We start from the raw sequence: 14,884 nt of genomic DNA, 5'->3' as shown, positions 1-14,884 counted from the left end.
TTTCACCAATTTTAATTTTTATTTAAGAGTTAACTTACCGGTATGTTAATTTTTTAAGATATCTAAGCTTCTTTTTAAACTAAACGATTGTAATAAAGTCTCATACTAAACCAATTTACTACGACTTTAGTTACTATATTTATTGTTAAGAAAAAGAACATCACTAATTACATTTAGTATGATTAAAAAAATTGCAGTAGTTGTTACACTATGCACACTTCTAGGGTTCGCGGTAACAAATAACTTTAGAGAACTTGTTATAGGAAAATTAGAAAATTATGCTAATAATTATCCAGAAAAAATATATGTTCAAACCGATAAACCTTATTACACCACAGGAGATGATATTTGGTACACCGCGTATTTAGTAAACGGCATTACGCATCAAAAATCTAACATAAGTCGCGTTCTTTATGTAGAACTTGTTAATGAACAGGATAGTATTTTATCTAAACGACAACTTTTCACTGCTGATGTAAGTGTTGCGGGCGATTTCAAAATAAAAAAAGAATGGGAATCTGGAACATACCTGCTAAGAGCCTATACTAATAATATGCGAAATGATAGTGCAGATTATTTTTTCCAAACTCAAATACCAATATGGAATGTTACTGAAAACCATTCTCAAAACAAAATTTCTAGCGTAACAACAAACACTACTAAAACTGTTAAAACACGTACTATCTCTCCTCCCGAAATTGGTTTTTATCCAGAAAGTGGGTACTTAGTAAATGGATTAAATACAAAAGTAGGTATAAAGGTTAAAGACCAAGCGTATCAAAATAGTGAATTAAAAGGCACTATAAAGGATTCAAATAATAAAATAGTTACCTCTTTTTCTACATTTAAATTTGGATTAAGTGTTGTAACCTTAAAACCTGAAGCCAATAACACCTATTACGCCAGCATTATTTTTAACGGTGAAGAAGTAAAATACCCGTTACCAACAGCCTTACCAAATGGATACAATCTAAGTATGGTAAATTCTGGCGATCAGATATTAGTACAAGCAACTTCAAACACAGGTGTTGGTTTAAAAAACACCTTTTTAGTGGCGCATCAACGTGGACATTTAATTTATGAAAGACTAGAAACTGAAGACAAGACTAATTATAATGTAAAAATAAACACCGCAGCTTTAAAGGATGGTGTGGTTAGCTTCACCTTATTTAATAGTAGTGGTAATCCGGTTTGCGAAAGATTGGTTTATGTTGATAGCCAACTTGACGAGGCTAGCATAAATTTAACTTTAGATAATGAAGCGCCTAAAACCAGAGACAAGGTTTCTATGGAAATAGATTTAAGTGATAAAAATGGACAACCCTTATCAGGAAATTTATCGATGTCAATTACCGATATTGATGCTATTGGACAAAGTGCCCAAAGCGAAAACATTAAAACATATCTTTTACTAAATTCAGATATAAGAGGAAGTATTGAAAACCCAGGTTATTTTTTTCAAAAGGAAAACGATATAAAACGGCGTTATTTATTAGATGTATTAATGCTTACTCATGGTTGGAGACGTTTTACTTGGCATGACTTACTGTATAAGCACCAAGAAAAAAAACGTTATACACCCGAAAAAGGTATTTTTATTTCTGGAAGTACACGTAGTTTAAATGGCACTAAACAACCTATACAATCGACTACGAGAATTACTTTTATGGGAAGCTTACCTTACCAAGAAAAAAAACAAACTGATGTTAAAGGCATATTCAATTATGGTCCTTTTATTTTTAATGACACCTTACCTATACTTTTAGAAGCTCGCGTTAAAGATTTTAAATCTGATAATGACAAAAAAAACAGGTTAGTTTCCATTACTTTAACCAACAAAAATTTGGCTAGCCCAAGGGTTATGCGAAATGATATTTTAAAATCAACATTACAAGACAGCAGTAAAATAAATAGCTTTTTAAAACAGGCAAAAAACATCTTTCAAATTGATGCAGCATTTGCTAAATCGGCAAGAGTATTAGATGAAATTGTAATTACAGCACAACGAGAAACAGAAGAAGAACAAAGAGAGCAAGAGCTAAATGACAGAACGGATTATGGCTATGCATCAAAACGACTAGACATGAAAAGCCTTGAAAATCAAAGTCACCTATCCATCTTTAATTTACTAAACATGCTTCCTGGAGTTACTACTGTAAACGACTCAATCTACATACGAAACCAAGCACCAGCGGTTTATTTAGATGGTTTTCAAGTTGAATTAGATGACCTTACTCATCTTACTGGAAACGATATCGATTTTATAGACGTGCTATCGGGCGCGGAGGCCTTTACTTTTAATAACGGCGGAAATGGTGTAGTCGCCATTTACTCTAGAACAGGAATTAATATATCGGTTAGAAATGTAAAACGTAAACCTGGAATTATTGATTTTGAATCCATAGGCTTCTATACCGCTAGGGAGTTTTACGCACCAGATCATTTAAATGGTTTTGACGAAGCCATGAAAGCTGATATGAGAACCACATTGCATTGGGAACCCAAAATAGTGCTCAATGAAAACAACATTAAGGCTAAAATTTCATTTTTTACCAGTGATAAGAAAAGTAATTATGCCATAAAAATTGAAGGTCTTACAGATTCAGGTATTCCGGTGTATCATTTGTCTACCTTAGAAGTAGACTAAATTACTTAAGCATTTTTTCCATATGCTGATGATACCTATCGAAACTACTTAAATTACCATGTCCACCACCATCAAAAGTAATAAAGGTGGTTTTTTCTTTAGGTGAAACTTTATATAATTTTTTAGCGGATTCATAAGGCACCACTTGGTCGTTTGTACCGTGTAGTATCAAAATGGGGCAATTTACAGCTTCTATAAACTGATAGCTAAATAGTTTATATTTTAAAAAATATTTTACTGGAAACATTGGAAACCTAGATTGTGCTACATCTAAAATACTATAATAAGGGGTTTCTAAAATAATTTGTTTCGGGTTGTTTTTGGAAGCAACATGTGTGGCTAAACCCGTTCCTAGAGAGCGACCATAAATAGTAATGTCTTCTTCTCTGTACTCCGTTTTCAAAAAATCATAACAATATTGTGCATCAAAATAAAGTGCTTTCTCACTAAGCGTACCTTTACTTTTTCCATAAGTTCTATAATCCATTACCAAAACATCATATTGTTTTTCAACAAAATATTCTGCTATAGTTCCCCAACGCGATAAATCACCAGCATTTCCATGAAAAAAAAGCACAACCCCCTTAGGCTTTTCTATTTTAAAATGAATAGCATTTATAAAGGCATGTTCTTCCGTTTTAAAAAATAATTCTTTAAAAGGATAGGACATTTGAAACTTATAATCTTGTTCTAAAACCGTTGGCAAAAACAACATTTTTTCTTGAATAAAGTACAATAAAGATCCAACCATAAGATAAAAGCTAATTACAACAATTACAATTTGTTTAAGTTTTTGTTTTATTCGGTTTCGAGCTGTGTTTAACATGAATGCTTGTAGTTGATAAATCGATATCTTGAGGTTTACTATTTAATATCTCATAAATCATTTTATGATACGATTCAAAATTATTCAAATTTTTATGTCCGCCGCCAATTACCGTGTGTAACTTAGTTAGCTTAGGGTTTACTTTAGATAATTTAATACTCGTTTTATAAGGAATCAATTTATCATTAGTACCATGAATTATATGAATAGGACATTTCACATATTTTAACCATTTATAGGTTGGCAACGGATATTTTAATAAAATAGATAAAGGCATAAAAGGCGCATAACGAGCTGTTACCTTTGTTAAACTGTAATAGGGCGCATCAAGTATTAACATTTTTGGATTATTCATAGATGCCAATTTTGCCGCAAAACCTGAACCTAACGATCTGCCATAAAGGATAATTCTATCTTCGGTGGTGCGGTTTTTAATTTTATTATAGACAACTTGTAAATCTCTTTTAATTGCTTTTTGCGAGCGGCGGCCAGTACTTTTTCCAAAACCACGATAATCTACCATCAAAACATTATAACCATGTCTAGTAAAATCTACAGCAAACTTACCCCAGCCCTTTATACTTTTAGAGTTTCCTTTTAAGTATAAAACAACCCCTTTAGATTCACTTTTAGGTTTAAACAAAATACCGTTTATGGTTGCACCATCTCTAGTTTCAAGATTATGCTCTTCTATATCTTGATTTTCATAATAAAACTCAAAATCCTTATGTAACTTTTCAGGCTTAAATAACATATAATCTTGTAAATAATACAAGGCTACACTTATTGCAACATAAGCAATAAGAACTATGACTAGAATATGTAACCAATAAAACATACGGCTTGTTTATATACTAATATACAATAAATGGGATAATTGATTTAATTAAAAAAAAGGCACGTTATAAATAACTTATTCAAAAACTATAATTATTTAAAGTTTACCTATTTTTGCCGAATGCTAAAAAAAAGTTTATTTATTTTACTTGGTTTATGCAGCTATAAGCTAACTGCACAAGCACAAGATAGCCTGTCTTTTAAAAACGGAATCGAGAATCCAAGTATATTATCTACCCACCACTTTGGCATATTTAGCTCACGTTTAAACACTAATTTTAAGTACGCTCCACCGCAAAAAACCACCGTAGCTATTAACTATACATCTGGAAATAATTTTCACCCATTTGTAGAAGCCTATTTTCCCAAAGACCCTATAGTTAGAGAACAGTTAAGTCAAGTTAAATGGCACGATCGTCAGTTTACTTTTATAGATCAAGAGCTAACCCCTGCAGATTATTTAAACATCGTCGTTGATGCTATAATTAAAGAGTTTCGGGTTACCACAACTATTCCTATAAATAAACAACATGAATTGGGTGTAACGCTGCGTTCCTATTTAATTACAAATGGTAAACATCCGTTCTCATTATTTACTAGCGATGAAAGTATAGAGTGGTTTCATAGTAACGTAGCAGGTGGCGAAGACCCCTTTGGCCGACGTTATTACGGGTTAAACCAAGTAAACTTTAACTATTTAGATCGCAACGGCAACACATTACAACTTAATAACAACGATTTTTTTGTTGGTGGATTAGAGCTTTCACATTACTATTACCCCAAATTAGCCATAAATAAAACTAGAAACATTTATTTAAATTTTGGAACACATTTAGGCTGGAACACCTCAAAATATAACGCCTCCATGGATGCTGGTATTTCTGCAAACCTTATTAAAAAATTAGCCTTAAATAACAATTACGAGCTTAACTTCGCCATAGGCATTAACACCTTGGCAAAAAACATTGTAAACTTTAAAGAAGTTATCGATTTAGGAAACAGTCCATTTCTAGCAACATTCGAGGGTGAAATAGAACTTACTAAACACACCAAAAAGGGCAATTACAACGCTTTTGGAATAAATTACCACGCTCAATCGGCATATAACAAAAAGGAAGAAAGCCAGTATTATAAACTAATTGGCAAATGGCGTGAAATAAATGGCGGCTGGCAAAATGGCGTTTACAATCTTTATGAACCACTAGCAAGTTGGAATTTTATTTACACCTACGGCACTCCAAAATATAAATTATCACTCTTTGTAAAAGAAGATTTAAGAGTAAACAACGCTCCAGATTTTCAAACAGGGGTGAGCATAACAGCCCCTATATCCAAATAATTTATTTAGGCCTTAGCACAAAGGTCAGTCTTGGAGACTACCTAGAGCAAAGTAGAAAGGTTACAAGTCCTCGCTCTCCCGATTTCTCCCGATCAACCATCGAGATCGCTGTGGACTACCCAGTACAACCCCAAACGCGAGCAAGTCTGCAGTTACAAGCATCTAGTCTTAAGTCAACCTATAATTGTAAAAAAATATTTTCAGGTTCTATATACCTAACTCCAAACGTATCCTACATTGTTAATATGTAGTTAAAATCAACCATTAGATTAAACCCTTTTCATTTTTAAAAGTCCAAAAGACAAATAACTTTAAAAACATTAATAAATGAAAAAATTAATATTAGTTGCTGTAGCATTGTTCGCATTACAAGTTTCAGCTCAAGAGGACAAAAACGAAAAACACAACAGAGGTGAAAGAGGAGAAAGAGGAGAAAGAATGATGAACCTTTCTGCAGAAGAAATGGCAACATTTCAAACTAAAAAAATGACCCTTGCTCTAGACCTAAACAATACACAACAAGCTAAAATTTATAAAATAAATTTAGAGAACGCCAACAAAAGAAAAGAAATGATGGCAGATCATAAAGCTAAAAAGGAAAGTGGTGATGCTAAAAAACCTACTCAAAAAGAGCGTTTAGCAATGGCAAATGCAAGATTAGACCAAAAAATTGCAGAGAAGGCTAAAATGAAAGACATTTTAAACAACGAGCAATATGCGAAATGGGAAAAATCTCAAGAAAGGATGGGAAATAAAGGCAAAAGAAATGGAGAAAGAAAAAAGAAAGACAAGAAAAAAGGGCCTAGTGAAGATAGAATTTAGTTAGTTAATTTGGTTCATGTAAAAACGCATCTCAATAATTGAGATGCGTTTTTTTTTATTCCAAGTTTTACTCCCAAACCAAAAACAGTTTAATCCATTAATAATACCGCTTTCCATTTTTCAGATTCAGCAAATTCTTTTACTATTCGGTTACGCTCCACTAGTAAATTAGTCATATACTTTTTTAAAAATAATGTATCTGCTAGTTTTCCAAAAACACCAAATGGCGACTCATAATCAAAAACATCAACCATTAACGTATTTCCATTGTTTAATTCTGTAAAATGATGCTCATGCTTAAAGGATTTAAACGCACCTTTTTGCATTTCATCCACAAATACATGAGGACGATTAAATTCTGTAATTTTAGAGGTTAAGTTCTGGTAAACCCCTAGGTGTTTTGCTCTCCAAGTTACACTTTCATGTAAGCCAATTAAACCACCTATTGTTCCAGCTATAGCTTCTTCATAAGTTTGCTTGGTTGAAATTTTATGTAAATCGATACTTCGCGAAAGATCAAAAACAATGTCTTTTGATGCTTTTATTTCGGTTTTAAGTTCAATTATAGGCATTTTATTTCACTAGTATTATAAGGTTTTCGCTACTGCATTAACAACCGAAATAGTAAAATCTAAATCCTCATAACTTAATGCATCAGTTATAAACCATGTTTCAAAAGCACTAGGCGCAATATAGACACCAGCGTTAAGCATGCCATGAAAGAACTTTTTAAAGGTTTCGTTATTTCCTTTTGCTGCCGTATCAAAATCAATAACAGTAGCCTCATCAAAATGCACCGAAATCATAGAACCAGTTCTATTTATAGTATGCGTTATTTTATTTTCATTTAAAACCTTGGCAATACCGTCGTGTAAATACCTTGTTTTTTCTTCTAATCTTTTAAAAACCTCTGTATCTGTATTTAACTCAGTAAGCATGGCTAACCCAGCAGCCATAGCCAACGGATTACCACTTAAGGTTCCTGCTTGATACACGGGACCTAAAGGCGCCAAATAATTCATAATCTCGTTTCTTGCTGCAAAAGCACCAACAGGTAGTCCTCCACCAATTACTTTTCCAAAACAAACAATATCTGCACTTATATTAAATAACTCTTGAGCACCACCTTTTGCTAAACGAAAACCAGTCATAACCTCATCAAAAACCAACAATATATTATTGGAATCACATAAATCTCTTAACCCTTGTAAAAATCCATCTATCGGCGGAATACACCCCATATTTCCTGCTACTGGTTCAATAATTATACAAGCGATTTCGTTTTTATTAGCTTCAACTAAAGCCTTTACATTATCAAGATCATTATAACGTGCTAACAAAGTATCTTGGGCCGTTCCTTTTGTAACCCCTGGACTATTTGGTACTCCAAACGTACTTAATCCACTTCCTGCCTGAATTAAAAACGAATCGGAATGTCCATGATAACAACCGGCAAACTTTATAATTTTATCTTTTCCTGTATATCCTCTTGCCAAACGTACGGCGCTCATACAAGCCTCGGTTCCAGAATTCACAAAACGTATTTTATCTATATTAGGTACCATCGACACTGCCAATTCTGCAATTTGTGTTTCAATTTCGGTTGGCATACCAAACGAGGTTCCTTTTTTAGCTTTCTCTATAACAGCTTTAACCACAGGCTCAAATGCATGACCTAAAATCATAGGCCCCCAAGAATTTATATAATCCACCAATCGGTTTCCATCTTCATCAAACAAATACGGACCTTTAGCTTCTTTTACAAAAATGGGTGTTCCTCCAACACCTTTAAAGGCTCTAACTGGCGAGTTTACACCTCCTGGAATTACTTTTTCTGCTTCCGCGAATAGCGCACTGCTTCTCTTATAAATCATTATTATTATTTTTTTGTTGATGGTTTCACAATTAACTCCTGCCCTATACTAATAGCAGAATCACGTAAACCGTTTAAATTTTGAAGTTCTTTTACCGAAATATTATAGCGTCTAGAAATGGAATACAAAGTATCGCCTTTTGTAACTGTATATGTTGTTCGGTCTTCTACCACAGCACTTTTATAAGTAATATACTTGTCGCCAAGAACTTCCTTATCAAACTCATATAATTTGTAACGTTCTATTAAACTAATAAGTTTCTGCGGATATTTAGGATCGGTAGCATAACCTGCAGCTCGTAATCCTTTGGCCCAACCTTTATAATCTTCTTGTTTTAATTTAAATAGTTTTGAGTAGCGCGATCTTTCAGTTAAAAACAACGAGTGGTCTCTAAAAGAATATTTGGCATCCTTATATTTTCTGAAACACTCCTGCGCTGCATCATCGTCATGATAAATTTTTTGCCCTGTCCAACCGTGGCATTTAATGCCAAAATGGTTATTTGCCTCTACAGCCAAACGGCCACTTCCAGATCCAGATTCCAAAATTCCTTGAGCTAAAGTGATACTAGCAGGAATACCATATAAACTCATTTCTTGTTGTGCTGTTTCTCTATGCACATCAACATAACGTTCGGTATTACTAGCATACACTTTAGTACTTCTATTACTTGAAGTTTCAGTTGTTTTACGAACGTCTTTTGTTGTGGTATTCGGCTTTTTAGTAACAATACTTTTTTTAGACTTACAACTAAAAAACACACCTACTAAACATATAATTACTATGATTCTATTCATTACACTAGATAATTATTGGTAAATTTTTCTTTTTTAAAACGGCATTCATACCTTCAATTCCTTGTAAACCGCCTGTATGAATAGCTAATATTTTTGAACCCTCAGAAAAATATCCTTTTTCAATTAAATCGAAAATACCAAAAAGCATTTTTCCGGTATAAACAGGATCTAAAGCAACCCCGTAATCTTGCTTAAACTTATTAATAAAGACCACTAAAGCTTCATTAATTTTAGCATAACCACCAAAATGATAATCGGTAATTAATTTCCAATTGGACTTGTTGGCAAATTTACTAATATCTTCTTTTAAAAAGTCGCCTTTTAATGCAGGAAAACCTAAAACTTGTTGACTAGGTTTTAAACAATTAATAAGTCCCGCGATTGTTCCTCCGGTTCCAACTGCTGTGCAGATATAATCAAAATTGGCGTCTTCTTGGGTTAAAATTTCTTCGCAGCCTTTAACAGCTAAAGTGTTAGTGCCCCCTTCTGGAACTTTATAAAACGCACCATATTCTTCTTTTAAAGCTTCTAAAAATTCTGGACTTGTTTTTTTTCTATACGTCTCACGAGATACAAACTTAAAGCGCATACCATTGGCTTCCGCATAACTTAATGTTGCATTGCCTACAACTTTATCAGCAAGTTCCTCGCCACGAATAACACCAATAGTTTTTAAACCAAAACCTTTACCTGCCGCAGCTACCGCTGCGATATGATTTGAAAACGCACCACCAAAAGTTAATAGCCTATCGTAGTTGCCTTTTTTAGCTTCAAGTAGATTGTATTTTAATTTACGGTATTTATTTCCTGAAACAAACGGATGTATTACATCTTCGCGCTTCATATAAAGTTCCACCTTATTATTAGGCAGTTTTATTGGCTGGTTAATACTATTTTCAAGCTTAAATATCATGATGGCGAAGATACTTCAAAAAACTCCAAATGGAACGTCCACTAATATATTCTAAATTAAACTGGTTGCAATATGCTTCCCGTTCAAACGAAATATTCCTATAGGCTTTTTGCCAATTTCTATATTGTAATAAACGAATTAAAAACTCAAGTATATAAAAAACATAAAAAGGAATAATTAAAAGTTCGACCTGCTGTTTCAAATGAATTTTCTCATGATTAATTAAAACCAAATTCGTTTTTAAATCAGCAGATTTTAAAAACACAAAAGGATATACTGTCATTCCAGTATAACCTTTAGGTACTAAATATTTAGAAATAAATATCATATTATTTACAGTTCAAAAACCACTCCAACATTGTGATTTCATGATTATTTTTTAAATTGAAAATCACTAAACTTAAATTGATAAAATACGACAACATTTAATATGCAACGCGTTTAAGCTTTTTCAATTTACATTATCTTTGCTACAAATGAAAAAAATAATCCCTATTGAAGAAGGCGATTTCTATTGGACACCCGAAGGCTATCGCTGTTTTACCGAACAATACCACTTAAAACGAGGCTATTGCTGCGAAAGCGGATGTCGACATTGCCCTTACGGCTATAACAAGGCAACAAATTCTACAAAAAAGTAGTTGCTAAAACTCAAATACTTGGTATGATTATTGATACTATTAATTAACATGATATTCAAATAATAAAGCTGAAAATTAACAGTTTACAGCTACTATAACCTTTAAAAATTGTACTATGAAAAAACTTTTTACAACCTTACCAGTTTTAGTTTTACTATTAGTGGTTTCATCTTGTAGCTCTGTTAGAGTAGCAGCCGATTATGACAAAGAAGCAACCTTTAGCGATTACAAAACTTTTGCCTTTTTTAAAACAGGTATTGATAAAGCAGAAATTAGCGATTTAGATAAACGTCGAATTCTTCGTGCTATCGAAGCCGAACTTTTAGCTAAAGGCTTTACAAAATCTGAAAACCCAGATGTTTTAATTAGCTTATTTACAAAATCGCAACAACGGGTTGATGTTTATAACAACTCTTGGGGTATGGGCCGTTGGGGTTGGGGTGGTTATGGTGGCTTTGGTCCTGGATGGGGTTGGGGTTGGAATCAACCATCGGTATCTACAAGCACGCAAGGTCATTTATATATAGATATTATCGATGCCAACAAAAAAGAATTGGTTTGGCAAGGCATGGGTACGGGTTATTTAAGCAGAAATATGGATAAGAAAGAGGAACGCATTAAAGAGTTTGTTTCTCAAATCATGGAAAAATATCCTCCTGGAGCACAAAACTAATTTAATTAGGAATTTAAAATTCCAATACGCATTATAAAAGCAACTCAGTTAGGGTTGCTTTTTTGTTTTAGAAGGTTTCACAGATTAATCTATTTTTTTTTGCAAAAACTAACACCGTTGAAAGAAAACTTAAAAAACACAATTACTAATGAATTATTCGTATTTTTATAATGGTTTCACATATAAAATTTAGCAATGTCGGATTTATTTGAATCAAACGAAATACTTAAAAAATTACCAAAACACTTAAAACAGTTTATTAAACCTCAAAATTACGAGGATTATTCAGCTATAAATCAAGCGGTTTGGAGATATGTTATGCGTAAAAATGTCGATTTTTTAAGTAAAGTGGCACATAAATCCTATTTAGAAGGGTTAAAACAAACTGGGATTTCTATTGATCATATTCCCAATATGTATGGTATGAACCGTATTTTAAAAGATATTGGTTGGGCCGCAGTTGCTGTTGATGGTTTTATACCTCCAAATGCCTTCATGGAATTTCAAGCCTATAATGTACTTGTGATTGCAAGCGACATTAGGCAATTGGAACATATTGAATACACACCGGCACCAGATATAATTCATGAAGGCGCAGGACACGCACCTATTATTGCAAACCCAGAATATGCCGAATATTTAAGGCGTTTTGGCGAAATTGGCTGTAAGGCTATTTCATCGGCTAAAGATTATGAACTTTACGAAGCGGTAAGGCATTTATCTATTATAAAAGAAGCTCCTAATTCCACGGATAAGGAGATCACTTCCGCGGAAAAAAAAGTTGACCATTTACAAAACAACATGGGCGAACCTAGTGAAATGGCATTAATTAGAAACCTACATTGGTGGACTGTGGAATATGGTTTAATTGGGAGTATTGAAAACCCAAAAATTTATGGTGCAGGATTACTATCTTCTATTGGAGAAAGTGCTTGGTGTATGACAAACGCTGTTAAAAAGTTACCCTACAACATTGATGCTACCTACAAAGATTTTGACATAACTAAACCACAACCTCAACTTTATGTAACACCAAATTTTGCGCACTTAAGTTTAATTCTTGAGGAATTTGCAAACACAATGGCTCTGCGTAAAGGCGGCTTAGAAGGCGTGCAAAAATTAATAAAATCGAATGCCTTAGGCTCTATTGAGTTAAGTACGGGATTACAAATTTCTGGTATTTTTAGTCAAGTGATACAGCACGATGGTAAACCCAGTTACATACAAACCACAGGACCAACAGCTCTCGCTTATCGTGATAAAGAGTTAGTTGGCCATGGCATTAGCACACACCACAAAGGATTTGGCTCTCCAATTGGAAAACTAAAAGGTATTAATCTGGCCATTGAAGAAATGAGTCCTCGAGATTTAGCGGCTTATAATATTTATGAAGAAAAGGTTGTTACATTAGAATTTGAAGGTGGCATACAAGTTTCTGGAGAAATTATAACCGGAAAACGTAATTTACAAGGAAAAATCATTCTTATCAGTTTTAAAAATTGCACCGTTTCTCACAACGATACTATACTTTTTAAACCCGAATGGGGTGTTTACGATATGGCTGTTGGCAAAGCTATTGTGTCGGCATTTTCAGGACCTGCCGATTTAATTAGCTTTGACTTAATTACCCACAAAACAACATCAAAAACAATTCATATTAAAAAAACAAAACCACAATTGGCGTTAGAAACCCTATATGAACAAGTACGCGATTACCGAGAAGGTACTAACACTACCATTTCTAGAACTAAAGTTTTGGAACAACTTATTGAAAACCATCCTAATGACTGGCTATTAGCAGTCGAATTATATGAATTAGCACACCTAGGAAATGAAACCGAATTATGTAAAAAAATATTGCATCACCTTGAAATGGTTAAGCAAAACAAACCTGAATTAGGCCGTTTGATTGATGATGGATTGGATATTCTTCATAACTCTAAACAATTGAGTTAATTTATTTCCTTTAAAAGATTTTTAAGGTTGTACTTACTTTCTATTTTTCAAGGGCTTTATATACTTCATCAAAAACATTAGGTTTATCTGCGAGAACTATTAAAGTGTCGTGCGCTTTAATTACAGTTGCTCCGTTTGGTGTCATATAATTATTATCCCTAATAATCATGGCTATTATTGCATTTTTAGGAAACCCTAATTCAACAATTTTTTTATCTACGGCAAAACAACCTGAAGTTATTAAAATTTCTTTCATTTCAGCTTTGGGATTATCTGACATGAGTAAATCTGTAGCTGTTAATCTTTTTGCTTGTTCAGGTAATGCCACATTTAACCATTTTGCCACGATAGATAACGTAGTTCCTTGAATTAATATTGAGCTTACCGAAATAAAAAACACGATATTAAAAATCATATTCGCTTTATCAATTCCGGCTAAAAGCGGATACGTTGCAAATACAATTGGAACAGCACCGCGCAAGCCAACCCACGAAATATAAAATCGTCGTTTAAGCTTCATTTTGAAAAACACAAGACTAATAAACACCCCTATAGGTCGCGCAATAACAATTAAGAACACCGAAATTAGAAGACCAATGCCCATATATGGAATAATTTGAGAAGGAAAAACAAGCAGCCCTAATGTAAGGAATAGAACAATTTGCATAAGCCACGCTAAACCATCAAACATTTTTAAAATGGTTTTTTTATGTATTAGGTCCTGGTTACCTAAATAAACAGCACAAATGTAAATGGAGAGAAACCCGTTTCCACCCACAAAATCGGTAGCTGAAAATGTTATAAACATTAGTGTGATGACTAATACAGGGTAAAGCCCTTCAAAATCAAGTTTTATTTTATTGATAATATATTTACTGGACACCCCAAAGGCAATACCTGCTATACCTCCCAAAACCATTTGCTGTAAAAACAATGGAATTATAGAAACAAAACTTTGGTCTTGATGTATTACTAAAGTTAAAAACGCAAGCGTAAGTACATACGCCATTGGGTCGTTACTTCCACTTTCTAACTCTAAAGTTGGTCTTAGGTTCGTTTTTAGTGCAATACTTTTTGAACGTAAAATTGAAAAGACCGCTGCAGCATCTGTTGAAGATACAATCGACCCTAGCAGTAAACTCTCATAAATAGTAAAGTCGGTAACAAACCATACAAAAGTCCCTAGAGAAATTGCTGTTAACAAAACCCCTAATGTTGATAACACCACACCCTCTTTGAGAATGGGTTTAACATCTTTCCAATTGGTATCTAGTCCACCTGAAAACAAGATAAAATTAAGGGATACAATACCTATAAATTGCGCGAGTTTTGGGTTATCAAAACGGATACCACCTATGCCATCTGAACCTGCTAACATCCCTATTACCAAGAAAAGTAATAAGGTGGGAACACCAAATTTGTAGGTTGTCTTACCTGCTAAAATACTTACAAGCAGTAATAAGGAGCCAACTAATAATATATTTTCAATTGTTAAGTTCATTATTTTATTTTCTTATTTCTTTTGAGCAAAGACGCTTATTTTCGCCGTAAAAATCAGT

The 14,884-nt window shown here is 33.4% G+C and carries 14 protein-coding genes; 6 read left to right on the top strand and 8 right to left on the bottom strand.

Features of this window, described 5'->3' with window-relative positions; all coding sequences use genetic code 11:
* Positions 1-178: 178 nt before the first annotated feature.
* Complete coding sequence (locus ABJM36_RS02410) at positions 179-2,647, top strand: hypothetical protein (protein WP_348448798.1); 2,469 nt, start codon at positions 179-181, stop codon at positions 2,645-2,647.
* A 1-nt stretch (position 2,648) separates the two neighbouring features.
* On the opposite strand, the gene ABJM36_RS02405 is transcribed toward ABJM36_RS02410, so the two are convergent.
* Together ABJM36_RS02405 and ABJM36_RS02400 are read right to left on the bottom strand one after the other, a co-directional pair.
* Positions 2,649-3,473 carry an alpha/beta hydrolase gene (locus ABJM36_RS02405; RefSeq protein WP_348448796.1) on the bottom strand — a complete coding sequence of 275 codons (825 nt, stop codon included), beginning with the start codon at positions 3,471-3,473 and terminating at the stop codon, positions 2,649-2,651.
* Positions 3,433-4,311 carry an alpha/beta fold hydrolase gene (locus ABJM36_RS02400; RefSeq protein WP_348448794.1) on the bottom strand — a complete coding sequence of 293 codons (879 nt, stop codon included), beginning with the start codon at positions 4,309-4,311 and terminating at the stop codon, positions 3,433-3,435. The genes ABJM36_RS02405 and ABJM36_RS02400 overlap by 41 nt, the downstream gene beginning before the upstream one ends.
* Before the next feature lie 120 nt (positions 4,312-4,431).
* Here ABJM36_RS02400 and ABJM36_RS02395 point away from each other — a divergent pair, with 120 nt between their 5' ends.
* Both ABJM36_RS02395 and ABJM36_RS02390 read left to right on the top strand, forming a co-directional pair.
* On the top strand, positions 4,432-5,649 hold the full coding sequence (locus ABJM36_RS02395; RefSeq protein WP_348448792.1) for a hypothetical protein: 1,218 nt from the start codon (positions 4,432-4,434) through the stop codon (positions 5,647-5,649).
* Between the two features lie 327 nt (positions 5,650-5,976).
* Positions 5,977-6,471 carry a hypothetical protein gene (locus ABJM36_RS02390; protein WP_348448790.1) on the top strand — a complete coding sequence of 165 codons (495 nt, stop codon included), beginning with the start codon at positions 5,977-5,979 and terminating at the stop codon, positions 6,469-6,471.
* An 89-nt stretch (positions 6,472-6,560) separates the two neighbouring features.
* Here ABJM36_RS02390 and ABJM36_RS02385 read toward each other — a convergent pair whose 3' ends face one another.
* Genes ABJM36_RS02385 through ABJM36_RS02365 form a run of 5 tightly spaced genes read right to left on the bottom strand, consistent with a single transcriptional unit; the run spans position 6,561 to position 10,383 of the window.
* Positions 6,561-7,043, bottom strand: a complete 483-nt coding sequence (locus ABJM36_RS02385; RefSeq protein ID WP_348448788.1) for an SRPBCC family protein — start codon at positions 7,041-7,043, stop codon at positions 6,561-6,563.
* Positions 7,044-7,058: 15 nt separating this feature from the next.
* Complete coding sequence (gene hemL, locus ABJM36_RS02380; RefSeq protein ID WP_348448786.1) at positions 7,059-8,345, bottom strand: glutamate-1-semialdehyde 2,1-aminomutase; 1,287 nt, start codon at positions 8,343-8,345, stop codon at positions 7,059-7,061.
* Positions 8,346-8,350: 5 nt separating this feature from the next.
* Positions 8,351-9,142: a glucosaminidase domain-containing protein gene (locus tag ABJM36_RS02375; RefSeq protein ID WP_348448784.1), complete on the bottom strand. Its 792-nt coding sequence runs from the start codon at positions 9,140-9,142 to the stop codon at positions 8,351-8,353.
* A gap of 4 nt (positions 9,143-9,146) precedes the next feature.
* Positions 9,147-10,055, bottom strand: a complete 909-nt coding sequence (locus ABJM36_RS02370; protein WP_348448782.1) for a pyridoxal-phosphate dependent enzyme — start codon at positions 10,053-10,055, stop codon at positions 9,147-9,149.
* Positions 10,045-10,383 (bottom strand): hypothetical protein, encoded by a 339-nt coding sequence (locus ABJM36_RS02365; protein WP_348448780.1) that lies wholly within the window; start codon positions 10,381-10,383, stop codon positions 10,045-10,047. The genes ABJM36_RS02370 and ABJM36_RS02365 overlap by 11 nt, the downstream gene beginning before the upstream one ends.
* A 148-nt stretch (positions 10,384-10,531) precedes the next feature.
* On the opposite strand from ABJM36_RS02365, the gene ABJM36_RS02360 reads away from it, so the two are divergent.
* The 3 genes from ABJM36_RS02360 to ABJM36_RS02350 all read left to right on the top strand — a co-directional run bounded on the left by ABJM36_RS02360 (position 10,532) and on the right by ABJM36_RS02350 (position 13,325).
* A complete protein-coding gene (locus ABJM36_RS02360; protein WP_348448778.1) occupies positions 10,532-10,696 on the top strand; it encodes a DUF5522 domain-containing protein in 165 nt (54 codons plus the stop codon).
* Positions 10,697-10,811: 115 nt separating this feature from the next.
* Positions 10,812-11,369, top strand: a complete 558-nt coding sequence (locus ABJM36_RS02355; RefSeq protein ID WP_348448776.1) for a DUF4136 domain-containing protein — start codon at positions 10,812-10,814, stop codon at positions 11,367-11,369.
* 195 nt (positions 11,370-11,564) lie between these two features.
* On the top strand, positions 11,565-13,325 hold the full coding sequence (locus ABJM36_RS02350; protein WP_348448774.1) for an aromatic amino acid hydroxylase: 1,761 nt from the start codon (positions 11,565-11,567) through the stop codon (positions 13,323-13,325).
* A gap of 40 nt (positions 13,326-13,365) precedes the next feature.
* Here ABJM36_RS02350 and ABJM36_RS02345 read toward each other — a convergent pair whose 3' ends face one another.
* Positions 13,366-14,826 (bottom strand): potassium/proton antiporter, encoded by a 1,461-nt coding sequence (locus tag ABJM36_RS02345; protein WP_348448772.1) that lies wholly within the window; start codon positions 14,824-14,826, stop codon positions 13,366-13,368.
* Between the last annotated feature and the right edge of the window lie 58 nt (positions 14,827-14,884).

This window comes from Algibacter sp. (genome assembly GCF_039977455.1).
Classification (GTDB): domain Bacteria; phylum Bacteroidota; class Bacteroidia; order Flavobacteriales; family Flavobacteriaceae; genus Algibacter_B.
This window is presented reverse-complemented; position numbering and strand designations above follow the sequence as displayed.

Excerpts from the sequence above, each read along its gene's own strand:
- ABJM36_RS02410 (WP_348448798.1), top strand. The coding sequence starts at position 179 with ATGATTAAAAAAATTGCAGTAGTTGTTACACTATGCACACTTCTAGGG.
- ABJM36_RS02405 (WP_348448796.1), bottom strand. The coding sequence starts at position 3,473 with ATGTTAAACACAGCTCGAAACCGAATAAAACAAAAACTTAAACAAATT.
- ABJM36_RS02400 (WP_348448794.1), bottom strand. The coding sequence starts at position 4,311 with ATGTTTTATTGGTTACATATTCTAGTCATAGTTCTTATTGCTTATGTT.
- ABJM36_RS02395 (WP_348448792.1), top strand. The coding sequence starts at position 4,432 with ATGCTAAAAAAAAGTTTATTTATTTTACTTGGTTTATGCAGCTATAAG.
- ABJM36_RS02390 (WP_348448790.1), top strand. The coding sequence starts at position 5,977 with ATGAAAAAATTAATATTAGTTGCTGTAGCATTGTTCGCATTACAAGTT.
- ABJM36_RS02385 (WP_348448788.1), bottom strand. The coding sequence starts at position 7,043 with ATGCCTATAATTGAACTTAAAACCGAAATAAAAGCATCAAAAGACATT.
- hemL (WP_348448786.1), bottom strand. The coding sequence starts at position 8,345 with ATGATTTATAAGAGAAGCAGTGCGCTATTCGCGGAAGCAGAAAAAGTA.
- ABJM36_RS02375 (WP_348448784.1), bottom strand. The coding sequence starts at position 9,142 with ATGAATAGAATCATAGTAATTATATGTTTAGTAGGTGTGTTTTTTAGT.
- ABJM36_RS02370 (WP_348448782.1), bottom strand. The coding sequence starts at position 10,055 with ATGATATTTAAGCTTGAAAATAGTATTAACCAGCCAATAAAACTGCCT.
- ABJM36_RS02365 (WP_348448780.1), bottom strand. The coding sequence starts at position 10,383 with ATGATATTTATTTCTAAATATTTAGTACCTAAAGGTTATACTGGAATG.
- ABJM36_RS02360 (WP_348448778.1), top strand. The coding sequence starts at position 10,532 with ATGAAAAAAATAATCCCTATTGAAGAAGGCGATTTCTATTGGACACCC.
- ABJM36_RS02355 (WP_348448776.1), top strand. The coding sequence starts at position 10,812 with ATGAAAAAACTTTTTACAACCTTACCAGTTTTAGTTTTACTATTAGTG.
- ABJM36_RS02350 (WP_348448774.1), top strand. The coding sequence starts at position 11,565 with ATGTCGGATTTATTTGAATCAAACGAAATACTTAAAAAATTACCAAAA.
- ABJM36_RS02345 (WP_348448772.1), bottom strand. The coding sequence starts at position 14,826 with ATGAACTTAACAATTGAAAATATATTATTAGTTGGCTCCTTATTACTG.